Raw genomic sequence first — 24,906 nt, forward strand, 5'->3', positions numbered from 1 at the left:
TTGTTATGTTTGAAAAAATTACCCTAGCGCATAAGGACTTGTTTTCAAGGTTTTTACAAACTCAAAAAATCGTTTTATCGGATGTGAGTTTTACGAATTGCTTTTTATGGCAGCACGCAAGGCTCATTCAAGTGGCGGTGATTAGGGATTGTTTGGTGATTCAAACCACTTATGAAAATCAAAAACCCTTTTATTTCTATCCTATCGGTAAGAATGCGCATGAATGCGTAAAAGAGCTTTTGAAATTAGAAAAAAACTTAAGATTCCACTCCCTGACTTTAGAGCAAAAAGACGATTTGAAAGACAATTTTGTAGGGGTGTTTGATTTCACTTACAACCGAGACAGGAGCGATTATGTTTATTCTATTGAAGAATTGATCGCTTTAAAAGGGAAAAAATACCATAAGAAAAAAAACCACCTAAACCAGTTTTTAACCAATTACGCGAATTTTGTTTATGAGAAAATTTCTCCTCAAAATAAAAAGGAAGTTTTGGAGGCCTTTCAAGCGTGGTTTTTAGAAAGCCAAACCGATGATATAGGGTTAATCAACGAAAATAAGGGCATTCAAAGCGTGTTAGAAAATTATGAAAGCTTGGATGTGAAAGGGGGGTTGGTTAGAGTTAATGGGGAAATAGTCTCGTTTAGTTTTGGAGAAGTTTTAAACGAAGAAACCGCGCTCATCCACATTGAAAAAGCCCGCGCAGATATTGCAGGCGCGTATCAAATCATCAACCAGCAATTGCTTTTGAATGAATTTAGCCATTTGACTTACGCTAACAGAGAAGAAGATCTGGGATTAGAGGGTTTGAGAAGGTCTAAAATGAGCTATAACCCGGTGTTTTTGATAGACAAATACGAAGCGGTTGCTAGAAATTAAATGATTTTTGGGGATTTTAAATATCAAAAAAGCGTTAAAAAACTCACAGCCACTAATCTTAATGAGCTTAAAAGTGCCCTGGATTTCATCTCTCAAAATAGGGGAAAGGGGTATTTTGTGGGGTATCTTTTATATGAAGCGCATTTAGCGTTTTTAGATGAAAATTTTCAAAGCCAAACCCCTTTTTTGTATTTTGAACAATTTTTAGAAAGAAAAAAATACTCTTTAGAGCCTTTAAAAGAGCATGCGTTTTACCCTAAAATCCACAGCTCTTTAGATCAAAAAACTTATTTCAAGCAGTTTAAGGCCGTTAAAGAGCATCTCAAAAACGGCGATACCTATCAAGTGAATTTGACAATGGATTTATTTTTAGACACTAAAGCCAAACTGAAGCATGTTTTTTGCGAGGTAGCGCACAACCAAAACACGCCTTTTAAGGCTTTGATAGAAAATGAGTTTGGGAGTATTTTAAGCTTTTCGCCGGAATTGTTTTTTGAATTAGAGTTTTTGGACACAGCGATTAAGATTATTACAAAACCCATGAAAGGCACGATCGCACGCTCAAAAAACCCCTTGATAGATGAAAAAAACCGATTGTTTTTGCAAAATGATGGCAAAAACAGAAGTGAAAATGTGATGATCGTGGATTTATTGCGTAACGATTTGAGCCGCTTGGCCTTAAAAAATAGCGTGAAAGTCAATCAATTGTTTGAAATCATCAGCTTGCCGAGCGTGTATCAAATGATAAGCGAGATTGAAGCTCAATTGCCCCTAAAAACCAGCTTGTTTGAGATTTTTAAGGCGTTGTTCCCTTGCGGATCGGTTACCGGATGCCCTAAAATCAAAACCATGCAAATCATTGAATATTTAGAAAAACGCCCTAGGGGGGTGTATTGTGGGGCGATAGGCATGATTGAAGAAAAAAAAGCCCTTTTTAGCGTGCCTATCCGCACTTTAGAAAAAAGAGCGCGCGAAGATTTTTTGCATTTAGGGGTAGGGAGTGGGGTAACTTATAAAAGTAAAGCTTCAAAGGAATATGAAGAGAGCTTTTTAAAATCCTTTTTTGTGATGCCCAAAATAGAATTTGAGATTGTAGAGACGATGAAAGTTATCAAAAGGGATCAAAAATTAGAGATCAACAATAAAAACGCCCATAAAGAACGCCTTATTAGTAGCGCCCAATACTTTAACTTCAAATACGATGACAATCTTTTAGACTTTGAATTGGAAAAAGAAGGGGTTTTAAGGGTTTTACTCAACAAAAAGGGCAAGCTCATTAAAGAATACAAAACTTTAGAGCCTTTAAAAAGTCTAGAAATTCGTTTGAGTGAAGCCCCCATTGATAAGTGCAATGATTTTTTATACCATAAGACCACCTATGCCCCTTTTTATCAAAACGCCCGAGCGCTCATTAAAAAAGGCGTTATTTTTGATGAAATCTTTTATAACCAGGATCTGGAACTCACTGAGGGCGCTAGGAGCAATCTCATTTTAGAAATCCATAACAGGCTTTTAACCCCTTATTTTAGCGCGGGCGCGTTAAACGGGACGGGTGTGATGGGATTGTTAAAAAAGGGTCTTGTTGAGCATGCCCCTTTAAAATTGCAAGACTTGCAAAGAGCGGATAAAATCTATTGTATTAACGCGCTATATGGCTTAGTGGAAGTGAAAATCAAATAACCATAAAAATAGAAGCGGCTAAAACCTCATTTTTTAAAAATAGGCTACTAAATAGAGTAAAAAAGTTAAAACTCGCCCACAATAATCATAATAATTAAAGTTTTCATATTCATTACAGATCCATTTACACAACTATTTTATAAATTCAAGTAGAGGGTTTGTAGGAACTCTCATCAAAAAACAAGGAGTATAACTTGAGACATGGAGATATTAGTAGCAGCCCAGATACTGTGGGTGTAGCGGTAGTTAATTATAAGATGCCTAGACTCCACACTAAAGAAGAGGTGTTGGAAAATTGTCGCAATATCGCTAAGGTGATTGGCGGGGTCAAACAAGGTCTGCCCGGGTTGGATCTGATTATTTTCCCCGAATACAGCACGCATGGGATTATGTATGACAGACAAGAAATGTTTGACACAGCCGCAAGCGTTCCTGGAGAAGAAACCGCAATCCTTGCTGAGGCTTGTAAGAAAAACAAGGTTTGGGGAGTGTTCTCTTTGACGGGGGAAAAACACGAGCAAGCTAAAAAGAATCCCTATAATACTTTGATTCTTGTCAATGATAAGGGTGAGATCGTGCAAAAATACCGCAAAATCTTGCCTTGGTGCCCTATTGAATGCTGGTATCCTGGGGATAAAACTTATGTGGTTGATGGGCCTAAGGGATTGAAAGTTTCTTTGATTATTTGCGATGATGGTAACTACCCTGAAATTTGGCGCGATTGTGCGATGCGTGGGGCAGAACTCATTGTGCGCTGTCAAGGTTACATGTATCCGGCTAAGGAGCAACAAATTGCGATCGTGAAAGCTATGGCGTGGGCTAATCAATGTTATGTAGCGGTAGCGAATGCGACCGGCTTTGATGGGGTGTATTCCTATTTTGGGCATTCTAGCATTATTGGTTTTGACGGGCATACTTTGGGCGAATGCGGGGAAGAAGAAAATGGTCTTCAATACGCTCAACTTTCTGTGCAACAAATCCGTGATGCGAGGAAATACGACCAAAGCCAAAACCAACTCTTCAAACTCTTACACAGAGGTTATAGTGGGGTTTTTGCTAGTGGCGATGGGGATAAGGGTGTGGCGGAGTGCCCTTTTGAGTTCTATAAAACTTGGGTGAATGACCCCAAAAAAGCTCAAGAAAATGTAGAAAAATTCACTCGCCCAAGCGTGGGTGTGGCCGCTTGTCCTGTAGGCGATTTGCCCACGAAATAAAGGGCAAAAGGAGGGGGCTTAGAAGCCTAAAGAGTATTAATACCTCTTTTTAGAACGCTTAAAAACCACCAAAAGACTACAAATATTTCGTTAAAGACAGATTATTGATTTTGTTCGTGGAAGCCAAAACGGCGTTATAGTTGTTAGTGAGATTGGAAAATTTATTGTAAGTTTCTGCCATATCCGTGCCGGTCGTTTCCCCACGAATGCTTTGAACTTGCGTTTTTAAAACTTCATTACGCCTGATAATGTTTTCAAACGCCTTACCATGAGCGCCGTTTTTAGCGATCATTTTTTCTATGTGATCGCTCAAGTGATCTACAAGGGTGATGCCGTTTTGAATGCCTAAATTACGCATGTCGCTAGAATAAGTATCCCCTAAAGCGTCCGGACGATAAATCCCTTTTCTTACCGAAGTGATGGTATTTTCTAATTGATCAAAAAAATTCACGCTTGGCTTGTCAATAATTAAAGCGTTATTAGCGTTTAATTTAAGGCTTGGTTTGTCGCTGTGCAAGGCGTTTTGAGAAAAATCATTCGCGTCTTTATCAAAAAGCATGAACTGCATTTTGGTGTTTGAATGCATGTTATCTTGGATAATGACTTTTCCTTCTTCATTCAAATTGACAGAAAGGTTGCCTTTAGCTTGTTTTAACAATCCAATAAAGTGCTCCTTGCTTTCTTTTGAAGTAGGGTTATCGCTGATTTGTTGGTAGATGGCGGGGTCAGTATTGCTGTAATTGAGCGCGATACTCATCGCATCCATAAGTTGCCTGTAAGTTACTTCATTGGGTTTAGAAGCTTGAATATCAGCGCTTGTGGGGTCATAAAGCGGGATTTTAATGCCATTAGGCAAACTTAAAAAAGCCCCATTATCATCCAAGATCATTTGCGCTTCTAAAAACGAACCATTCACATCGTTTAATTTCATGTTAAAAACGCTATTTTCTAAACTCCCATTAGCCACTTCACTCAATTTAGTAGAGCCATTAGCTGCGCCATTTTGAGCGATTTGAGCCACATTGCTTTCTAATTTTGCCCCTTCTTTATTGAAATAGGTTTTTTGGTATTCGCTCGCGTTATTAGTAGGGATACCAGCCACTTCTAGCCCTTTTTGATCTAGGGTGCTTAAAGCAAAAGAAATAGGCGATTGGTTAGAAGAATTGTCAATGATTCTCAAACGCCCGTTTGTTTCAATTTCCACATCCACTTCATTATTAAAGCGTTCTTTAATTGCGTCTTTCAAATCTTTAATCGTAGAATTTTTCACATCTAAAAGAATGGGAATATCCAAATAAACAGGGAGGTTTGGGATTTTAATAGCGCTTGTATCGTCCAAACGGCTGGCATTGATTTTTAAAGTTTCCACGCTATCGCCAAAAATCTCGCTCAATTTAGTGTTTTTGTTGGCTAAAACATTGTCTTTAGTTACAAACACGCTAGGGATTTCAAGCACCCTAGGGTTATACATGTTGGGCACCGCTTTAACTTGGCTCAAACTCCTATCCGTTACAAACGCGCTTTTGACATATTCAGTAACCCTTTTGCCGCTCGATCGCAAGGCGTCTAAATCATCAAAATCCCCATCGCTAGAAATCAAATGAAAATCCAAATTTTCACTGCCGGGGGTTAGGTTTTTGATCTCAATTTGCCCCCAATTGTTCAAACTCACATCCACGACTTTATTTTGCGAAGTGTTCCCGTAAGCATGACCGATTTTATCCAACAAATCGCTCACTTTAGTCGCGCTTTCTTTGTTTTGGTAGGCCTTAGAGAGCGCGAATTTTTCTTTAAAACTAGAGCCATCAGGCCTAACGCCTTGCAAATAAAAAAACTCTTTAGGGTCGTTGGTGGGGTCTTTATCGTTATCGCCGATGAGTTCTCGCAAGGTATCATCGGGTTTAATAAAAACTTCTTCAGGCAATGAAGAATGCTCTAAAGCGTCCATCACATCAGGGTGGAGCTTGTTTTGATTGAGTAATTTAATGTTGGTGGTGATGAGTTTGTGTTTGTCTTTATCGGTGCCTAAAAACAAATCTTGCCCACTGATATTATAAGGCACAAGGTTATCAGAGCTAATAAGCGCGTTTAAATCTTCGCCATTGCCATGGTATTTCCCATTACTATCAATGGGAGGTCTATCCACCTTACTGCCCCCAAATAAAAATTCCCCCCCTATAGAAGTGTTAGCGACATTCATCATATGCTCCCTCAAGCGTTCTAAATCGTTAGCGATAGCGGCGCGAGAAGTTTCTGAATGCACATCGTTAGCGGATTGGATGAGTTTGGTTTTAAACGCCTCCATCGTTTTAGAAAATTCTTGCAAGGCTTTGTCGGTATTGAGCGTTGAAGTGTAAGCGTTTTGGGCCACATCAATGCCTTGATCCAAGGTGTTTTCTTCGTATTGGAATTTTAAATTCTGGTTGTTAATGTCGCTGTTTTGATAACCATAACGGATTTTTAGCCCTGAAGCGATCTGCGTGTTAGCGTCGTTGATTTTATTTTGTAAAGCGTTTTGATAATTATTCATTTGGTTGTATTTTGAGCCAAAGGTAACGCGCATGATCAAATCCTTATTGGTTTTTTAACAAACAAGCTAAAAGTATTCCAAAATAAGCTTAATAACAATTGCGAGTGGTTTGAGTGGGACAATGCGGAGGAATAATGGCGGGTTAAATGGGGTGTTTTTGAGTAAAAAAATTCTTTTAATATGGATTTAATCTCAATTTAAAGTTAAATTTTAGCAAATACTCACTATAATAAGCGTTTATTTTAAAAAGAGCGTTCAATTTTTAAGGAATAGAAATGTCATACGCAATATTCAAACATGGCGGTAAGCAATATAAAGTCGTTGAAGGCGATATTGTTTTACTAGATAAAATGAATAAAGAGCCTAAGGCTTTAGTGGAATTAGTGGAAGTGTTAGCCGTATCCAAAGAGGGCAAGCTTTCTTTTGGGAAACCCTTTGTGAATGGGGCTAAAATTGAAGCGGAAGTGATCAATGAAGGGCGCGGCAAAAAAGTCATCACTTTCAAAAAACGCCGCCGAAAAGACAGCAAAACCAAGCGTGGTTTTAGAAGAGATTTCACTCGCGTGAGAATCACTAAAATTGTAGCATAAAGGAGTATTAAACAATGGCACACAAAAAAGGTCAAGGGAGCACGCAGAATAACAGAGATTCTGCAGGAAGACGCTTAGGCGTGAAAAAATTTGGCTCAGAATTTGTGAGAGCAGGGAATATTATCGTGCGTCAAAGAGGCACTAAAATGCACCCCGGTAATAATGTGGGCATTGGGAAAGACCATACCTTATACGCGCTCATAGATGGCGTTGTGAAGTTTGAGCATAAAGACAGAAACCGCAAGAAGGTTTCTGTGGTTAGTCAAAATTTTGGGGAATAGGGTAACCTTTAAAGGTCAATTAAACCTTTGGGTGTTTGTTAAACGCCTATAAACGCAATAAAATATTTATAATTTAGATCTCTATCCTTTATAGAATTTGTTGTGGAGACTGGCTTATGAATAATGTTTTTGTTAAGGGTTTGTTTTTTTTTCTTTTATTGTTTGGGGTTTTTTTGAAAGCTTCAGAAAGCCCAAACGTTGCTCTTAATCCATCTAAAGAAAATATTTCTGTTGAAGAGCAAAAGCGTTTTGGAGGCGTTTTGGTTTTTGCAAGAGGCGCTGATGGCTCGAGCATGGATCCGGCTTTAGTAACTGATGGCGAAAGCTATGTGGCGACGGGCAATATTTATGACACGCTCGTGCAATTCAAATACGGCACCACAGAAATTGAACCCGCCTTAGCGACAAGCTGGGACATATCCCCAGATGGTCTTGTATATACCTTTCATTTACGCAAAGGGGTTTATTTCCACCAGACGAAGTATTGGAATAAAAAAGTAGAGTTTAGCGCTAAAGACGTGCTGTTTTCGTTTGAACGCCAGATGGATAAGGCTAAACGATACTACAGCCCAGGGGCTAAAAGCTATAAGTATTGGGAAGGCATGGGCATGTCTCATATTATTAAGAGCATTGAAGCTTTAGATGATTACACGATTAAATTCACGCTTAATGGGCCAGAAGCTCCGTTTTTAGCTAATTTAGGCATGGACTTTTTAAGCATTTTGAGTAAGGATTACGCTGATTATTTAGAACAAAATAATAAAAAAGACGAGTTGGCTAAAAAGCCTGTTGGGACAGGGCCTTTCAAATTCTTTTTATGGAATAAAGATGAAAAAATCATCCTTTTAAAAAATCAAGATTATTGGGGGCCTAAAGCTTATTTGGATAAGGTGGTGGTGCGCACCATTCCTAATTCTTCCACTCGCGCTTTAGCGTTAAGAACCGGTGAAATCATGCTAATGACCGGGCCTAACCTTAATGAAGTGGAGCAATTAGAAAAACTTCCTAATATCGTGGTGGATAAAAGCCCTGGGTTGATCGCTAATTGGCTTTCATTAAACACCCAAAAAAAGTATTTTAATAACCCTTTGGTGCGTTTGGCTATCAACCATGCGATTAATGTTGATGATTACATTAAGGTGATTTATGAAGGCTTTGCCCAAAAAATGGTCAATCCTTTCCCGCCCACTATATGGGGTTATAACTACAACATCAAACCCTATGAATACGATTTGAAAAAGGCTAAAGAGTTACTGAAAGAAGCGGGCTATCCTAACGGCTTTAAAACCACCATTTTTACCACTTCCACTCGTAACCCAAAAGGAGCGGTGTTCATACAAGCGAGCCTGGCTAAAATTGGCATTGATGTGAAAATTGAAGTGTATGAGTGGGGGGCTTATTTGAAAAGAACGGGCCTGGGCGAACATGAAATGGCGTTTGCAGGCTGGATGGCAGACATTGCGGATCCGGATAATTTCTTATACACCTTATGGAGCAAGCAAGCCGCTTCAGCCATACCCACTCAAAATGGTTCTTTTTATAAGAGCGACGCCTTTTCCGATCTGCTCATAAAGGCTAAACGGGTTTCGGATCAAAAAGAGAGGGAAGCCCTTTATTTAAAGGCTCAAGAAATTATCCATAAAGACGCGCCCTATGTGCCTTTAGCTTATCCTTATTCAGTGGTGCCGCATTTGTCTAAAGTCAAAGGCTATAAAACGACCGGAGTGAGCGTGAATCGCTTCTTTAAGGTGTATTTAGAAAAATGAAAGGGGTTGTATGCTGAGTTTTATCATTAAGCGTATTTTGTGGGCGATCCCCACGCTGTTTGGAGTGAGCATTATCGTGTTTATGATGGTGCATTTAGTGCCAGGAGATCCGGCATTAGTGATTTTAGGCGAAAAGGCCAATCAAGCCGCTATTGACGCTTTAAGGGAGCAATTTGGCTTGAATAAGCCCTTGATAGAGCAGTATTTTTTCTTTATCAATAATGTGTTGCATGGCAATTTTGGCGCTTCTATCATGACTGGTGAGCCTGTGATGCATGAGTTTTGGCAACGCTTCCCGGCTACGGTGGAATTGGCTTTGATCGCTTTGTTTATGGCTCTTGTTTTGGGTATTAGCGTTGGCGTGTTAGCGGCGATCAAACGCTATAGCGTGTTTGATTATTCCAGCATGACTTTCGCTTTAGCTGGGATTTCTATGCCGGTGTTTTGGCTAGGGCTCATGCTGATTTATATCTTTAGCGTGCAATTGGGGTGGTTGCCTGTTTTTGGGCGTTTGAGCGATGTGTATTATTTAGATGGCCCCACAGGTCTTTATTTGATAGACAGCCTGATCGCAAGGGATTATGGGGCGTTTGTGGATACGATCAAGCACTTGATTTTGCCTAGCATTGTGTTAGCCACGGTTTCTACCGCTGTTATTGCGAGGATGACTCGCGCGAGCATGGCAGAAGTGTCTAAAGAAGATTATGTGCGCACCGCTAAAGCTAAAGGGTGCAGCTCCTTTAGGGTGATTTTTGTGCACACTTTGCGTAATGCGTTAATCCCTGTAACGACTATCGCAGGCTTGATGTTGGCCGGGCTTTTAGGGGGAAGCATGATAACTGAAACGGTTTTCTCATGGCCTGGGATTGGTAAGTGGATCGTTAATGCGCTCAACCAACGCGATTTCCCGATTATCCAGTCCATGTCTTTGATTATCGCCATGATGTATATTGGGGCTAATCTCTTGGTGGATATTTTATACGCTTTTATTGATCCTAGAATAAGGTTGTCATAATGGAGTCTTTTAGAGAGTTTATCCAACAATTCAAAAAAAATAAGGCGGCAGTAGTTGGTGCATGGATTGTGCTTTTATTGGTGGTTTGCGCGATTTTTGCGCCCCTTTTAGCCCCGCATGATCCTTATGCACAAAACGCGCAAGATCGCCTTTTAAAACCCATATGGGAGCATGGGGGGAATGCTAAATACCTTTTAGGCACCGATGATTTGGGGCGCGATATTTTGAGCCGCTTGATCTATGGGGCCAGGATTTCTTTAACCATAGGGATTGTTTCTATGGGGATTGCGGTGTTTTTTGGCACGATACTAGGGCTAATAGCGGGGTATTTTGGAGGGAAAACAGATGCGGTTATCATGCGTATCATGGACATCATGTTCGCTTTACCCTCTATTTTATTGATCGTGATTGTGGTCGCGGTGTTAGGGCCTTCACTCACTAACGCCATGCTCGCTATTGGGTTTGTAGGAATCCCTGGGTTTGCACGATTGGTGCGCAGTTCTGTGCTAGGCGAAAAAGAAAAAGAATACGTGATCGCTTCTAAAATCAATGGCTCTTCGCATCTTCGTTTGATGTGCAAGGTGATTTTCCCTAATTGCATCATCCCTTTAATCGTGCAAACGACAATGGGTTTTGCTTCCACGGTTTTAGAAGCGGCCGCGCTGAGCTTCTTAGGTCTTGGGGCCCAACCTCCCAAACCTGAATGGGGAGCGATGCTGATGAATTCCATGCAATACATCGCTACCGCTCCTTGGATGCTTGTTTTCCCTGGGGTGATGATTTTTTTAACGGTCATGAGTTTTAATCTGGTAGGCGATGGCATCATGGACGCTTTAGATCCTAAACGCGCCTCTTAAAAGGAGCTTGCATGATTTTAGAAGTTAAAGATTTAAAAACTTATTTTTTCACCGATAAGGGCGTGAATAAAGCAGTAGATGGCGTGAGTTTTGGCTTAAAAAAGTCTCAAACGCTTTGCATTGTAGGGGAGAGCGGGAGCGGGAAAAGCATCACTTCGCTTTCTATTTTGGGGTTGATTGAAAAACCGGGTCAAATTGTGGGGGGGAGCATTCAATTTTTAGGGCAGGATTTGTTGCAGCTCAAAGAAAAACAAATGCAAAAAGAAATCAGAGGTAAAAAAATTGGCATGATCTTTCAAGAGCCTATGACGAGCCTAAACCCTTCCTACACGGTGGGGTTTCAAATCAATGAAGTGTTGAAAATCCACCACCCTAATCTCAATAAAAAAGAACGCTTAGAAAGGGTGGTTTATGAATTAGAGCGTGTGGGCATTCCCCATGCAGGGGATAAATACCATGAATACCCTTTCAATCTTAGCGGAGGGCAACGCCAAAGGGTGATGATCGCTATGGCTATGGTGTGTGAGCCTGAAATCTTGATCGCTGATGAGCCGACGACAGCGTTAGATGTAACCATTCAAGCGCAGATTTTAGAATTGATGAAAGAGTTGCAGCAAAAAAAAGGCACTTCTATTTTGTTTATCACCCATGATTTAGGCGTGGTGGCGCAGATCGCTGATGAAGTGGTGGTGATGTATAAAGGGCATGTGGTGGAGCAAGCGAATGCGAAAGAGCTTTTCGCTGATCCAAGACACCCTTATACCAAAGCTCTTTTAAGCGCGATCCCTAAACCGGGCAAAGAATACCGCAAAAAACGCTTAGAAACCGTGGATGAAAATATAGATTATTTGAGTTTTCAAAAGGAGTTGCGATGAAGCTCTTAGAAATTAAAGAATTGAAAAAATCCTATGCGATAGACAGGGGGTTATTCAAGCCTAAAAGAGTGATTCATGCACTCAATGGGATCAGTTTTGAAGTGGAACAAAATGAAGTTTTAAGCATTGTGGGGGAGAGCGGTTGCGGGAAAAGCACGACAGCCAAAATTTTAGCTGGGATTGAAAGGCAAGATAGCGGGGCGATTTATTTCAATGGCAAGCGCCATTTGCATTTTAGCAAACAGGATTGGTTTGATTACCGCAAAAAGGTGCAAATGATTTTTCAAGACCCTTATTCTAGCCTAAACCCTCGCTGGAAAGTGGGCGAGATTATCGCTGAACCCTTGCTGTTAAATTCTCATTTTTCAAAAAAAGAAATCAAAACAAAAGTGCTAGAGATCATGCAAAAAGTGGGCTTGAAATTAGAATGGATCGATCGTTACCCCCACCAATTTTCAGGCGGTCAAAGGCAACGAATCGGCATTGCTAGGGCGCTCATTTTGCATCCTAGCGTGGTGATTTGCGATGAGCCTGTGTCTGCGTTAGACGTGTCCATTCAAGCGCAAGTGTTGAATTTACTCTTGGATTTGCAAAAAGAAATGGGGCTGACTTATATTTTTATCAGCCATGATTTAGGGGTGGTGGAGCATATTAGCGATAAAATCATCGTGATGAATCAAGGGCAAATCGTAGAAACCGGGGATGTGGATAGCGTGATAAGCGCTCCAAAGCACCCTTATACGCAGAAATTACTCAATGCGGTGCCGCATTTGGAAAAATCCATGCAAAGATTTGCCAAATAAAAGAAAGGATTTTTAAGCTGTGTTTGTAGATAGCGTGGAAATCATCATCGCTTCGGGTAAGGGGGGGCCTGGAATGGTGAGTTTTAGGCGAGAAAAGTTTGTCATCAAAGGAGGCCCTAACGGAGGCGATGGGGGCGATGGGGGCGATGTGTATTTTGAAGTGGATAACAATACCGACACTCTAGCGAGTTTTAGAGGCACCAAACACCATAAGGCTAAAAACGGGGCTCCAGGAGGTACACGAAATTGCGCGGGCAAAAAGGGCGAAGACAAGATCATTGTTGTGCCGCCAGGAACGCAAGTTTTTGTAGGTGATGAGTTGTGGCTTGATTTAGTGGAACCTAAAGAAAGGGTGTTAGCCTTAAAAGGAGGCAAGGGGGGGTTGGGGAATGCGCATTTTAAAAGCGCGACTAAACAGCAACCCACTTACGCACAAAAAGGCTTAGAGGGGGTTGAAAAATGCGTGCGTTTGGAATTAAAACTCATCGCTGATATAGGGTTAGTGGGCTTCCCTAATGCGGGTAAATCCACGCTCATTTCCACCATCTCTAACGCTAAACCTAAAATCGCTAACTATGAATTCACGACTCTAGTGCCTAATTTAGGGGTTGTGAGCGTGGATGAAAAAAGCGAATTTCTAATGGCGGATATTCCTGGCATTATTGAAGGGGCTAGTCAGGGAAAAGGCTTAGGGATTAGCTTTTTAAAGCATATTGAACGCACCAAAGTTCTAGCCTTTGTTTTAGACGCTTCTAGGTTAGATTTGGGCATTAAAGAGCAATACAAACGCTTGAGATTGGAGTTGGAAAAATTTTCACCCGCTTTGGCCAATAAGCCTTTTGGGGTGTTGCTCAATAAATGCGATGTTGTAGAAAACATTGATAAGATGACTAAGGATTTTTGCGCCTTTTTAAATTTAGAAGTGCAAAAATTAGAGGCGTTTGATTTAGAGCCGTATTTAGGGTTTTTGCACCCCCATTTAACCAATGATTTTGAAAATGACCCTAATGAAAAATCAGCGCTCTTTGTCTTGCCCCTTTCAGCGGTTAGCGCTCTTAATACGCATGCGCTTAAATTTGTGTTGTTAAAAGCGTTACCCTAAAACGCTATTTTTAAACCATTCAAATAAAGGCGTGGAATGAAAAGATTTGTTTTATTTTTATCACTCGTGGGTGTTTGCGTTTGCGTTCAAGCTTACGCCAAGCAAGATTACTTTTTTAGGGATTTTAAATCTAGAGATTTGCCCCAAAAACTCCATCTTGATAAAAAGCTCTCCCAAACAATACAGCCATGCGTGCAACTTAACGCATCAAAACACTACACTTCTACCGGGGTTAGAGAGCCTGATTCTTGCACCAAGAGTTTTAAAAAATCCGCTCTCATGTCTTATGACTTAGCCCTAGGCTATTGGGTGAGCCAAAACAAACAATACGGCTTAAAAGCTATAGAAATTTTAAACGCTTGGGCTAAAGAGCTTCAAAGCGTAGACACTTATCAGAGCGAGGATAATATCAATTTTTACATGCCTTATATGAACATGGCTTATTGGTTTGTCAAAAAGGCGTTTCCTAGCCCAGAATACGAAGATTTCATTAAGCGGATGCGCCAATATTCGCAATCAGCTCTTAACACTAACCATGGGGCGTGGGGCATTCTTTTTGATGTGAGCTCTGCGTTAGCGTTAGATGATCATGCCCTTTTGCACAATAGCGCTAATCGGTGGCAGGAGTGGGTGTTTAAAGCCATAGATGAGAATGGGGTTATTGCTAGCGCGATCACTAGGAGCGATACGAGCGATTATCATGGCGGCCCTACAAAGGGCATTAAGGGGATAGCTTATACCAATTTCGCGCTTCTTGCGCTAACCATATCAGGCGAATTGCTTTTTGAGAACGGGTATGATTTGTGGGGTAGTGAGGCCGGGAAAAGGCTCTCTGTGGCGTATAACAAGGCCGCAACATGGATTTTAAACCCTGAAACTTTCCCTTATTTCCAGCCTAACCTCATCGGGGTGCATAACAACGCCTATTTCATTATTTTAGCCAAACATTATTCTAGCCCTAGCGCAAATGAGCTGTTAGAGCAAGGCGATTTGCATGAAGATGGCTTCAGGTTGAAACTCCGATCGCCATGAGTTTTTTTGTATTCAAGATGATAGCAATAGCCATGCGCTCCAATAAAAATATTTTTTTACTGATTGAGAAAGTTTGGTTCAGTCAGCATTATTTACAAAAAGAGTTTAAAATAAACGCAATTGTATCTCTTGAGTTGTCTTTAGAGTGCAAATGATTATCAAAATGAATCGTTTTAGTTGTAAGCGTGCTTGTTTACACTAAAATAATAAGCGTTATTGATAAGACCACATTAAAGGATAATGAATGAAAAAAATGGTTTTGGTATCGGTTTTACTAGCAGGGTTTTTGCAAGCGGTGAATTTGGATTTATCTTCGGCTAAGCTAACATGGACAGCCTTTAAAACTAAGGCTAAAACACCAGTAAATGGGAGCTTTGAAAGCATCACTTATAAACTGGGTAAATCTCAAGATAGTTTAAAAACCCTTTTAGAGGGAGCGAGCGCGAGCATGGATAGCTTGAAAGTCAATTTAGGCGATGACACTAAAAACAAAAACGTTAAAGAAGCTTTTTTCGCTCTTTTTAAAAACACTAACATCAAAGTAACTTTTAGAAATGTGATAGAAGGCGATCATGAAGGTTCTCTTACAGCTTATGTGAGGATGAATGAAAAGCTGGTGAAAGTGCCTATGCAATACACGATTGCTGATGATAAGCTCGTGGTTAAAGGGGTTTTAGATTTATTGAGTTTTGGCTTGAAAAACGAATTAGCGAGCTTGGCTAAACGATGCGAAAGCTTTCATGAGGGCTTGACTTGGTCGCAAGTGGAAATCCAATTTGAAAGCATGATCAAGGGATAATTTAAAATCATGGAGTTGTTGCACAGCATTAATGATTTTAATGAAGCCAAGCAGGTGATCGCTGGGGGAGTCAATTCGCCAGTTAGGGCGTTTAAGAGCGTTAAAGGCACTCCGCCCTTTATTTTAAAAGGTAAAGGGGCGTATCTTTATGATGTGGATAACAATCATTATATAGATTTTGTGCAAAGTTGGGGGCCTTTGATTTTTGGGCATGCTGATGAAGAAATTGAAGAAAATATTATTAATGCATTAAAAAAAGGCACTTCTTTTGGCGCTCCCACAGAGTTAGAAACCACTTTAGCTAAGGAAATCATTTCTTGTTATGAAGGCTTAGATAAGGTGCGTTTAGTCAGTAGTGGCACGGAAGCGACCATGAGTGCGATACGACTCGCTAGAGCTTATAGCCAAAAAGACGATTTGATCAAGTTTGAGGGGTGTTATCATGGGCATAGCGATTCGTTATTAGTGAAAGCGGGTAGCGGGTGCGCCACTTTTGGATCGCCTTCTTCTTTAGGCGTGCCGAACGATTTTAGCAAACACACTCTAGTGGCTCGTTATAACGATTTAAACTCCACAGAAGAATGCTTTAAAAAAGGCAATGTGGGTTGCGTCATCATTGAACCCATTGCCGGGAATATGGGGTTAGTGCCGGCTCAAAAAGAGTTTTTACTGGGCTTAAAGGCCTTGTGTGAAAAATACCAAGCGGTGCTGATTTTAGATGAAGTGATGAGCGGGTTTAGAGCGAGTTTGAGCGGTTCGCAAGAATTTTATGGCGTGGTGCCGGATTTAGTAACCTTTGGTAAGGTGATAGGCGCTGGGCTTCCTTTGGCGTGTTTTGGGGGGCGTGCGGAAATTATGGACTTGCTCTCGCCCATTGGAGGCGTGTATCAAGCAGGCACTTTGAGCGGTAACCCCCTAGCGGTGTGCGCGGGGTTGAGCACACTTTATAAAATCAAAAGAGACAAAACCCTTTATACTCGCTTAAACGCTTTAGCTATTCGTTTGACTCAAGGCTTAAAAAAGAGCGCTCAAAGCTATAATATCGCTTTAGAGACGCTCAATATGGGGAGCATGTTTGGCTTTTTCTTTAACGAAAATGCGGTGCGTGATTTTGATGACGCCTTAAAAAGCGATACCGAAATGTTTGCAAAATTCCACCAAAAAATGCTCTTTAAGGGCGTGTATTTGGCATGTTCAAGCTTTGAAACCGGCTTTATTTGTGAGCCTATGACTGAAGAGATGATTGATTTAGCGATCGCAAAAGCCGATGAAAGTTTTGATGAAATCATAAAGGGCGTGTGAATTTTTGAAAAAGCCAAAGTATTATAAATTCATAGAGGGGGCGAATTATTTGAGCTTGGGGCTTTCTATGGTGGTAGCGATCCTTATGGGCGTGGCTATAGGCTATGGGCTTAAAAAACTCACTCATATTTCGTGGCTTTTTTGGCTTGGGGTTATTTGGGGCGTGTTAGCGAGCTTTCTCAATGTCTATAAAGCTTATAAAAACATGCAAAAAGATTATGAAGAATTAGCCAAAGACCCTAAATACACACAAAACAAAACAAAATAAATCCAATAAAATCCCATGTGCCAAATCCAATGCTTGCTTATTTTACTTTTTATCAATATAGTTAGCGCGATTATCGTTTATTTTTTCCAAGCATTTCAAGGGGTTTTGAATTTTGAAGGGGGGTTTTTAGGATTTTTTATCGTGGCGTTGTCTTCGTATTACGGCGTTAAAAAGCGTTTGGATTTAAGGAAACAAAATGGAGAAAAAGAAGAAAAGCAAAAATTCCAAAAATTCGCCCTGGGTTTGGAAATGTCTTTCAATGTGTGGCGTTTAGGGGGGTATGGGGTTTTACTAGGCATTTTAGGAGTGCTTTTATTCTTGCATCTTTTTAACGGGTTAATCTTTCTTATCGGCGTGTTTGTGAGCTCACTCTCTAGCGCGTTATTACGATTTTTGAATAATAATGGTAAGTTTTGACACAAACTCCTATGGATTTTAACCCCTTTAATCCTCTTTTAATTTTTAATCCTATACAATAAAAACAAAAATGGGAGTGGATCTTGAAAACAAAAAATCCCGCCAAAAGAATCCTAAAAACCGCCGTGATTCAAATGCAATCCAAACCCTACGCCTTAAATGAAAACTTGCAATTAGCGCTCAATCTGGCCAAAGAAGCCCACAACAAAGGCGCAAATCTCATTGTTTTACCGGAATTGTTTGATAGCGGTTATTGCGTGAATGATAAAGATGCGGATTTTGGGTTGGATTTTAAAGCGATAGAGCATGGAAAGGAAACGCTAAAAAGCGAGACTTTGAGAGCGTTAAGCGATTTTGCAAAATCTAGCGATACGCATATCGTGGCATGTAGCATTGAAAAAAATAATAAAAAACTTTACGACAGCGCTTATATCATTCCACCAAAAGGCGGGATCGTTGGCAAGCATCGTAAAATCTATTTGTGGGGCGATGAAAAATCGCGCTTCAAAAGGGGCAAAAAATACGAGGTTTTTACGCTGGATTTTGGGGATTTTAGCGCGAAAGTGGGTTTGCAAATTTGCTATGAAATCGGCTTTGGTGTGGGCGCGAATTTGCTTGCGTTACAAGGAGCGGAAGTTTTAATTTATCCTAGTGCGTTTGGCAAAGCTAGGGCTTATAATTGGGATTTATTGAGCAGGGCTAGAGCGTTAGAAAATGGCTGTTTTGTGTGCGCTTGCAATCATAGTGGGGAAGAAACTAACGCCAAATTAAAACAAACGCTAGAATTTGCCGGCGATTCAAGAATCATCGCACCCAATGGGAAAATCATCGCGCAAGCCACCAAGCTTAATGAGGTCATTATCGCTGAAATGGATTTAAACGAAGTGGCGTTGCAACGCCAAAAAATCCCTTATTTACAAGATTCTGACACCAAACTCACCAAAAAGGGGTTTGGAAAACTCACTTAAAAAGGAGCGATTATGGCAAAAGAAATTTTAGTGGCTTATGGCGTGGATATTGATGCGGTGGCTGGTTGGTTGGGGAGCTATGGTGGGGAGGATTCGCCTGATGATATTTCGCGTGGGCTTTTTGCGGGTGAAGTGGGGATCCCACGGCTTTTAAAATTGTTTAAAAAATACCATCTCCCGGCGACTTGGTTTGCACCGGGGCATTCTATTGAAACTTTTCCTGAACAAATGAAAATGATCGTGGATGCAGGGCATGAAGTGGGTGCACATGGGTATTCGCACGAAAACCCTATCGTTATGAGTGCTAAGCAAGAAGAAGATGTTTTGTTAAAAAGTATTGAATTGATTAAAGATCTCACCGGCAAAGCCCCCACAGGCTATGTGGCGCCGTGGTGGGAGTTTTCTAATATCACTAATGAATTGCTTTTAAAACACGGCTTCAAATACGACCACTCGCTCATGCACAATGATTTCACGCCCTATTATGTGCGCGTGGGGGATAGCTGGAGCAAGATTGATTATAGTTTGGAAGCCAAGGATTGGATGAAGCCTTTAGTCCGTGGGGTGGAAACAAATTTAGTGGAAATCCCTGCGAACTGGTATTTGGACGATTTACCGCCGATGATGTTTATCAAAAAATCCCCCAATAGTTTTGGTTTTGTAAGCCCGCACGATATAGGGCAAATGTGGATCGATCAATTTGATTGGGTTTATCGTGAGATGGATTATGCGGTATTTAGCATGACAATCCACCCTGATGTGAGCGCCCGTCCGCAAGTGTTGCTCATGCATGAAAGAATCATTGAGCATATCAACAAGCACGAGGGCGTGCGTTGGGTAACATTCAATGAAATCGCTGATGATTTCTTAAAACGAAACCCTAGAAAAAAATAGCGATAACGCCAAAAGATTTTTGGCGTTTGATTAAGAGGTTGAAAGATGTGCGTTTTATGCGGGGAGCTTATCAGTTCTTTTCATTGGACCGATAGAACTTATGGGACCGATAGTTGTGAGATTGATGAAAATTTGAGAGAGCCAAATGCGGTTATTAGCACTAATGAAAATGCTAGAGAACGCAAAAGAGCACGGCTCAAACGAGTAAGATTACTCAATCAAATCCTAGCGTTTTATGGGCTAAAAATTAATGATTGGCAAGGTGCGAAGTTTGTGCTGTGCGATAAAAAAGGGCAGAGCGTGATCGTGAATGATTTGGGCGATTTGTGGGGTAAGGCGCAAAAATTAGCCAAAAAAGAAATGGACGCGCTAGATTCTCATCTGTTAGCGTTTTTAAATCAAAATGCAAATACCACTCACTGATGCCCAAAATCCCTATCACGCTCATCACCGGTTTTTTAGGCAGCGGTAAAACGAGTTTTTTAAGCGAATATTTAAACCAAATAGATCACCAAGGCGTTGCCCTTATCATCAATGAAATCGGGCAAGCCGCTTTGGATCAGCGCATCTTAAGCGTTCAATATTGCGGTGAAAAAATGCTCTATCTTAACGCAGGGTGCGTGTGTTGCAACAAACGCTTAGATTTAGTGGAGTCTCTAAAAGCCACGCTCAATAACTATGAATGGTGCGGCGAAATTTTAAAGCGCGTCATCATTGAAACCACCGGTTTAGCCAACCCGGCACCGATTTTATGGACGATTTTGAGCGATGTTTTTTTAGGGGTGCATTTTGAGATTCAAAGCGTGGTGGCTTGTGTGGATGTTTTGAATGCTAAAACGCATTTAACCAACAACGAAGCTAAAGAGCAAATCGTTTTTGCTGATAGCGTTTTATTGACCAAAACGGATTTGCAAAACGACAGCAGGGCTTTAATAAAATTAAAAGAGCGGATACAATCCCTTAACCCTAGCGCAGAAATTTTTGACAAGAAAAATATAGATTACGAAAGCTTTTTTTCACGCAAAAATAGAGTGCATCGTGCGATCTTGCCAGCAAAAGATTCGCACTCGCAAGGTTTTGAGACTTTAAGCATCAGGTTTGAAGGCACGATGGAGTGGAGCGCGTTTGGGATTTGGCTGAGTTTGTTGTTGCATCAATACGGCACACAGATTTTACGCATAAAGGGGATTATTGACATTGGAAGCGATCTTTTAGTGAGCATTAACGGCGTGATGCATGTCATTTACCCGCCTAAGCATATTTTAAAGGATCAAAACGGCTCTAATCTCGTTTTTATCATGCGTCATTTAGAGCGTGAAAAAATCTTAAATTCCTTAAAGGGTTTTAAGGATTTTCTCGGCATCAAGGGTTTTGAAACCCCATGATTTTTCTATTTATTGGTAGCTGTTTGCATTTTAATGGGGAAAAGAACGATGAAGCTTAAAACCAAACACACCCCACAAATAACAAAAATCAAAACATAGCCCAAATCCCCTAAAAAGATCGTAAAAAGATACGAGAAAAGCGCTTGGAAAATGCCAAAAGAAAACACCACCCACGAAGACGCTTTAGCGAAATGCTTGGCGCCTGCAATTTTTAAAGCCATCATGCTGAATAAATTGATATTGGCGGTTGTGGCCGCTCCCATTATGAAGATGCTTAAATTGAGTAAAGAGATCTGGTGGAAAAAAATGGGTAAAAAGCATGCGATAGATTTTAAAATGAGGATAAAGATATTGGCGTTTTTAGCCCCTAGTTTTTGAGCCATGGGGCCGCTGATTAAAGAGCCAAGCGTGGCTCCAAAACCAAAAAACGCCCATGAAGTTCCAGCGATAGTGGGGGAGATATTTAAATGGCGGATCAAATAATCCACCCAAAAAAGCGTGTGCGGTAAAAAACCAATCGCATTGAGCGCGCAAGAAACGAGCAATAACCACAAATGAAAGGGGATTTTAAACGCGCTTTCTTCTTTTTTAACGGATTTTTTCCTTAAAGAGCGGGTTTTTAACCCCACTAAGGAAAGGATAAAGGCTATCAAACAACTGCCCCCTAAAAAAATCCATGCCCATTTGATGTTATAAGAGCTGATCCAAGGCAGAACAAACCCGCTAAAGACAGATCCAATGCCTACAGCGCTAAAAATAAGTCCCCCCACTAAGGCTTTTTTATGTTCTTTGACATAAGGTAAAGAGAGAGGGGCGACTAAAATCATTAACGCGCTGCTAGCCACACCAGCAATAAAACGCCAGATCCAAAGCCAAAAGAAAGGGATACTATCAAAATAACAGACTAAAAAACTCAAAGCGATTAAGCCAAAACTGATTTTAGCGATGCTTTCTAATGACATTAACGGGCTTAAAAATTGGATTAAAAAACTCCCAAAAACATAGCCCATTAGCACCGCAATACCTAATTGGAAGCTTTGGTGTGGGGTTAAACTCCCTGATAAAATGAGTAGGGGGATTAAAACCACATAGCCAAAACGAGCCAAGCCGTTAGACACAAAAACCCCTAAAAAGCAAACAAACACGCGCATTTTAATCCTTAACAAACGATAAATTATAAAAAAACAAGATCTTATATTATATTGAAACTTGTTAATTGATAGCGCATAATGGGAGCGAGATGAGAATAAATTTAAGGAGCGTTCATGCTATTTAGTGAGCGCGTGTATCATTAAAGAGACTCCACGATTGAATGAAAAAGTTGGTTATTAGCGTTATAGAGCTTGTGTCCAAAGCGCTTCATAAAAACAAAGACTTCTACTAGAATAAGGCTTCTTTGCGGTGGTTTTCATTGCTGAAACAGACGCTAATAACTATGGGCTAGGCTTAAAAAGAGCATCACTGAGAAAAAATAGAGTCAGTGAATGGTGTAATGAGATAGGGAGTGGGTTAAACTATAAAAGAAAGATTTTTAACCGCATTTTGGAAGAAATTGAAATGGGAAAAATCTCTAGATTGGTTATCGCTCATAAAGACAGGTTTGTGCGTTTTGGTTTTGAATATTTTGAAAGCTTTGCTCAAACTCATGGCTGCGAAATTATTATAATGAATCAGATCTCTTTAAGCCCTGAAGCTGAGATGACACAAGATTTATTGAGCATTATCCATTGTTTTAGTTCTAGGCTTTATGGCTTAAGAAAATACAACAAAGAAATTAAAGAACATCTTAAAAATCAAGAATGATGCTAGTTACAAGAATACTCTATGCCAAAAATATCAATAAAGGTAAGTTAAAAGCGTTAAACGAACAAGCCCAAATTTTAGGAAAATTGCGTTCTCAAATATGGCAAGAATATGGAGCTTTAAAATGTTTGAATACGAGCGATAGAAAAATTAGAGATTTATGGGTTAAGGAAAAAAGGGAATTTAAAGTTTTAGCTAACGCTTGGAAAGAGACTTTAAGAGATAGCTTCAATAATATCAAGCTCTATTTGGAAGCGGCTAAAACTTCTATTAAAAAAGACATCTTCAAACACTATAAAACCAAAGAAGAGCAAAAAGAAGCCTTTATCCAATTAAAAAAAGATGAATGGCTAAAAGATCATTTTTTACACAGAAAAATGAGAAAAGCTTTTAAACATGGTAAAAATTCTGTTTTCAATCAAATCATTGTTCGCAGCGATGACTACAAAGTCTTTGAATTAAACAATCAATGTTGGATTTCTATACCCTCTTTAATCAAAAACAAAAGGATTAAAATCCCTTTAAATACCACAATGGAATACAAACCTAGTGGCACTTTAAGACTGATTATAAAAAACAAGGTAGTGGAAGTTCATAGTTCTTATGAAAAAACAGATAATCGCGCTTGTGGGAATGAAATAATAGGCATTGATAAGGGTTATAGTGAAGTCTTTGCAACAAGCACTAACGAATTTTTAGGGAAGGATTTAGGTAAAATCCTCACCCAATACAGCGACAAACTAAAAGTCAAATACCAACGAAGAAACAAGTTATTGGCACTGATGAAAAAAGCTCAAAAAAACAATCAACTTGAAAAAGCTAATCGTATTTTTAAAAACAATCTAGGCAAAATTAAACAAAACAAAGAAGATCATAAAGTCAAACAAAGATTAAAAACCCTTATTTACAACGCTTGCCATCAAGTAGTGGATAAGGCAAAGGTGGTTGTGTGTGAAGATTTAAAAGAAAACTTTTCAAAAAACACAAGCTATGGCAAAAACACTAACAGAAGACTCAATTCTTGGGTTAAAGGTTTAATAGCAGACGCTTTAAAAAATGTAATAACGTGCAGAGGTTCTGCATTGCATTTAGTCAATCCTGCATACACTTCGTAATGCGATAGCTTTTGTAACAACCTTTTATTAGGGCGTCGCAAAGGCAATACTTTTTACCTATTTAATGGGGGAACTATTCAGGCTGACTATAATGCTGCTAGAAACATTTTAGCGAGATACTTTGACAAAGAAATTAAAAGGAATACACCTTTTAATGCGGTTAAAGAAATCTTACTAAAACGGACTGATAGCTATCGCTTGACTACTGTGCAAGCAAGGCTTTAGTTGCAAATGAAAAACTTCATTTATCAACAAAGTGCGAATTACCTTAATGTGTGGGCATTTGTCTATGTTTTAAGGAACAGTTGAACGCTTAAGTTATTTTTTAATAGGGGTTAGAGGGTTAGCATGCGATTGTTGCGTTCTTTTTAAGCGTTATGGGTAGTTTATAAAACAACTCGCTATGACTGCCTAACCTTAACAAAATCAGTTCATCATCTTTCACTAAATACACAAGCAAAACATCAGCTTTGATATGGCATTCCCTAAAAGGTTTCCACTTTCCCTTTAAGGCATGATCTTGAAATTGTGGGGATAATGGTTCTTTCTTTCTTAAGGTTAGAATGACCTCTTTCAAAACGCTATCATCAAACCCATTCAAAAGTAATTTATCAAAATCTTTTTGAAAAGATTTTTTAAGGTTGAGTTTCAACACCCAAAGCCCTTTTTCTTTCATCGCTGTAACTAGAAAAATCCTCAACAATCAAATCGGTTTCTTTGTTGAGCGCATCTCTCATGGCTTGTTGCGTTTGAATGTTTGGGATCTCATGCCCCAAACAGCAATCTCTTTTATCATCAAAAGCTTGGCTGATTTTTTGCAAGAGTTCATTTAATGTGTCTATTTTATCCTTAAAGTTTTGATCCCTTTTTTCCAATTCCTTAGCCATTTTTTCTTTAAAAGAAACTCTATCATTTTGCATCTTTTTGATTTTTCGCTCTAATTGATGGATTAAATTAAAAAGCTGTCTTTGGCTGTATTTTGTGTAATCTTTGTTGGTGGTGTTTGGCATATTTATTCCTTTTAAAATATAAGATCAGTTCATTATAGCGCAAGCGATAGAGTGGGATTAAAAAGGTTAGAAAACTAAAGATTAAAAAGCGAAAGCAGTGGGGATTGGCAAAAAAGATCAAACCCCTACAAAAAAAGAATTTAAAACAAAGAATTTAAAACAAAGAATTTAAAAACAAAGAATTTAAGAAAGAGAGTTCAAAACAAAGAGAGTTTAAAACAAAGGGTTCAAAAATGAAACCCCCCAAAAAAGAAGTTTCACAAAGAGCTAAACGTCAATAAGCGAACACGTAATTCAAATACACGCTATAAAGCCTGCGGTA

At 39.7% G+C, this 24,906-nt stretch carries 25 protein-coding genes and 1 pseudogene; 22 read left to right on the forward strand and 4 right to left on the reverse strand.

Annotated elements, in window-relative coordinates; translation table 11 throughout:
• The first annotated feature begins 5 nt into the window (after positions 1-5).
• The 3 genes from I6852_RS02270 to I6852_RS02280 all read left to right on the forward strand — a co-directional run bounded on the left by I6852_RS02270 (position 6) and on the right by I6852_RS02280 (position 3,772).
• Positions 6-878, forward strand: a complete 873-nt coding sequence (locus I6852_RS02270) for a DUF2156 domain-containing protein (RefSeq protein ID WP_197291677.1) — start codon at positions 6-8, stop codon at positions 876-878.
• Positions 879-2,558: a bifunctional chorismate-binding protein/class IV aminotransferase gene (locus I6852_RS02275; RefSeq protein WP_197291676.1), complete on the forward strand. Its 1,680-nt coding sequence runs from the start codon at positions 879-881 to the stop codon at positions 2,556-2,558.
• A gap of 194 nt (positions 2,559-2,752) precedes the next feature.
• Complete coding sequence (locus I6852_RS02280; RefSeq protein WP_001215701.1) at positions 2,753-3,772, forward strand: aliphatic amidase; 1,020 nt, start codon at positions 2,753-2,755, stop codon at positions 3,770-3,772.
• A gap of 76 nt (positions 3,773-3,848) precedes the next feature.
• Here I6852_RS02280 and flgL read toward each other — a convergent pair whose 3' ends face one another.
• Positions 3,849-6,335: a flagellar hook-associated protein FlgL gene (gene flgL / locus I6852_RS02285; protein ID WP_197291675.1), complete on the reverse strand. Its 2,487-nt coding sequence runs from the start codon at positions 6,333-6,335 to the stop codon at positions 3,849-3,851.
• A gap of 242 nt (positions 6,336-6,577) precedes the next feature.
• Between flgL and rplU the strand changes: the two genes are divergently transcribed.
• From rplU to I6852_RS02370, 17 genes are all read left to right on the forward strand, one after another.
• The gene (gene rplU, locus I6852_RS02290; protein ID WP_000119333.1) at positions 6,578-6,892 is read left to right on the forward strand and encodes a 50S ribosomal protein L21; all 315 of its coding nucleotides are present in this window, start codon (positions 6,578-6,580) and stop codon (positions 6,890-6,892) included.
• Between the two features lie 14 nt (positions 6,893-6,906).
• Positions 6,907-7,173, forward strand: a complete 267-nt coding sequence (rpmA, locus tag I6852_RS02295; protein WP_079306329.1) for a 50S ribosomal protein L27 — start codon at positions 6,907-6,909, stop codon at positions 7,171-7,173.
• A gap of 116 nt (positions 7,174-7,289) precedes the next feature.
• Positions 7,290-8,939 carry an ABC transporter substrate-binding protein gene (locus I6852_RS02300; protein ID WP_197291674.1) on the forward strand — a complete coding sequence of 550 codons (1,650 nt, stop codon included), beginning with the start codon at positions 7,290-7,292 and terminating at the stop codon, positions 8,937-8,939.
• Positions 8,940-8,949: 10 nt separating this feature from the next.
• A complete protein-coding gene (locus I6852_RS02305; protein WP_000947978.1) occupies positions 8,950-9,954 on the forward strand; it encodes an ABC transporter permease in 1,005 nt (334 codons plus the stop codon).
• Complete coding sequence (locus I6852_RS02310) at positions 9,954-10,811, forward strand: ABC transporter permease (protein WP_197291673.1); 858 nt, start codon at positions 9,954-9,956, stop codon at positions 10,809-10,811. Before I6852_RS02305 ends, I6852_RS02310 begins: the two co-directional genes overlap by 1 nt.
• An 11-nt stretch (positions 10,812-10,822) precedes the next feature.
• A complete protein-coding gene (locus I6852_RS02315; RefSeq protein ID WP_121079216.1) occupies positions 10,823-11,686 on the forward strand; it encodes an ABC transporter ATP-binding protein in 864 nt (287 codons plus the stop codon).
• Positions 11,683-12,489: an ABC transporter ATP-binding protein gene (locus I6852_RS02320; RefSeq protein ID WP_000770472.1), complete on the forward strand. Its 807-nt coding sequence runs from the start codon at positions 11,683-11,685 to the stop codon at positions 12,487-12,489. Before I6852_RS02315 ends, I6852_RS02320 begins: the two co-directional genes overlap by 4 nt.
• Before the next feature lie 19 nt (positions 12,490-12,508).
• Positions 12,509-13,591: a GTPase ObgE gene (gene obgE, locus I6852_RS02325; RefSeq protein ID WP_197291672.1), complete on the forward strand. Its 1,083-nt coding sequence runs from the start codon at positions 12,509-12,511 to the stop codon at positions 13,589-13,591.
• A gap of 36 nt (positions 13,592-13,627) precedes the next feature.
• A complete protein-coding gene (locus I6852_RS02330) occupies positions 13,628-14,623 on the forward strand; it encodes an alginate lyase family protein (protein ID WP_197291671.1) in 996 nt (331 codons plus the stop codon).
• Between the two features lie 244 nt (positions 14,624-14,867).
• A complete protein-coding gene (locus I6852_RS02335) occupies positions 14,868-15,422 on the forward strand; it encodes a YceI family protein (RefSeq protein WP_197291670.1) in 555 nt (184 codons plus the stop codon).
• 9 nt (positions 15,423-15,431) lie between these two features.
• On the forward strand, positions 15,432-16,724 hold the full coding sequence (gene hemL, locus I6852_RS02340; RefSeq protein ID WP_197291669.1) for a glutamate-1-semialdehyde 2,1-aminomutase: 1,293 nt from the start codon (positions 15,432-15,434) through the stop codon (positions 16,722-16,724).
• A 4-nt stretch (positions 16,725-16,728) separates the two neighbouring features.
• Positions 16,729-16,992: an AtpZ/AtpI family protein gene (locus tag I6852_RS02345; RefSeq protein ID WP_000743087.1), complete on the forward strand. Its 264-nt coding sequence runs from the start codon at positions 16,729-16,731 to the stop codon at positions 16,990-16,992.
• A gap of 15 nt (positions 16,993-17,007) precedes the next feature.
• A complete protein-coding gene (locus I6852_RS02350) occupies positions 17,008-17,409 on the forward strand; it encodes a hypothetical protein (protein ID WP_039092974.1) in 402 nt (133 codons plus the stop codon).
• An 83-nt stretch (positions 17,410-17,492) separates the two neighbouring features.
• Positions 17,493-18,377, forward strand: coding sequence for a carbon-nitrogen hydrolase family protein (locus I6852_RS02355; protein ID WP_197291668.1), 885 nt, complete (start codon positions 17,493-17,495; stop codon positions 18,375-18,377).
• Between the two features lie 12 nt (positions 18,378-18,389).
• Positions 18,390-19,271, forward strand: coding sequence for a polysaccharide deacetylase family protein (locus I6852_RS02360; protein WP_197291667.1), 882 nt, complete (start codon positions 18,390-18,392; stop codon positions 19,269-19,271).
• Between the two features lie 45 nt (positions 19,272-19,316).
• Positions 19,317-19,694, forward strand: a complete 378-nt coding sequence (locus I6852_RS02365) for a hypothetical protein (RefSeq protein WP_197291666.1) — start codon at positions 19,317-19,319, stop codon at positions 19,692-19,694.
• On the forward strand, positions 19,694-20,656 hold the full coding sequence (locus I6852_RS02370) for a CobW family GTP-binding protein (protein WP_197291665.1): 963 nt from the start codon (positions 19,694-19,696) through the stop codon (positions 20,654-20,656). Before I6852_RS02365 ends, I6852_RS02370 begins: the two co-directional genes overlap by 1 nt.
• A 5-nt stretch (positions 20,657-20,661) precedes the next feature.
• Here the strand turns inward: I6852_RS02370 and I6852_RS02375 are convergent, their stop codons facing one another.
• Positions 20,662-21,807, reverse strand: a complete 1,146-nt coding sequence (locus I6852_RS02375; protein WP_097558762.1) for a YbfB/YjiJ family MFS transporter — start codon at positions 21,805-21,807, stop codon at positions 20,662-20,664.
• 325 nt (positions 21,808-22,132) lie between these two features.
• Here I6852_RS02375 and I6852_RS02380 point away from each other — a divergent pair.
• Together I6852_RS02380 and I6852_RS02385 are read left to right on the forward strand one after the other, a co-directional pair.
• A pseudogene (locus I6852_RS02380) lies at positions 22,133-22,459 on the forward strand (IS607 family transposase); the annotation flags it as partial.
• Positions 22,456-23,574, forward strand: a complete 1,119-nt coding sequence (locus I6852_RS02385) for a transposase (RefSeq protein ID WP_231626095.1) — start codon at positions 22,456-22,458, stop codon at positions 23,572-23,574. The pseudogene I6852_RS02380 and the gene I6852_RS02385, both read left to right, overlap by 4 nt.
• A 343-nt stretch (positions 23,575-23,917) precedes the next feature.
• Here I6852_RS02385 and I6852_RS02390 read toward each other — a convergent pair whose 3' ends face one another.
• Both I6852_RS02390 and I6852_RS02395 read right to left on the reverse strand, forming a co-directional pair.
• On the reverse strand, positions 23,918-24,229 hold the full coding sequence (locus tag I6852_RS02390) for a type II toxin-antitoxin system RelE/ParE family toxin (RefSeq protein WP_197291664.1): 312 nt from the start codon (positions 24,227-24,229) through the stop codon (positions 23,918-23,920).
• Complete coding sequence (locus I6852_RS02395) at positions 24,210-24,584, reverse strand: type II toxin-antitoxin system HP0895 family antitoxin (RefSeq protein ID WP_197291663.1); 375 nt, start codon at positions 24,582-24,584, stop codon at positions 24,210-24,212. Before I6852_RS02395 ends, I6852_RS02390 begins: the two co-directional genes overlap by 20 nt.
• Positions 24,585-24,906: the final 322 nt, after the last annotated feature.

This window comes from Helicobacter pylori, assembly GCF_015904775.1.
GTDB lineage: Bacteria > Campylobacterota > Campylobacteria > Campylobacterales > Helicobacteraceae > Helicobacter > Helicobacter pylori_DM.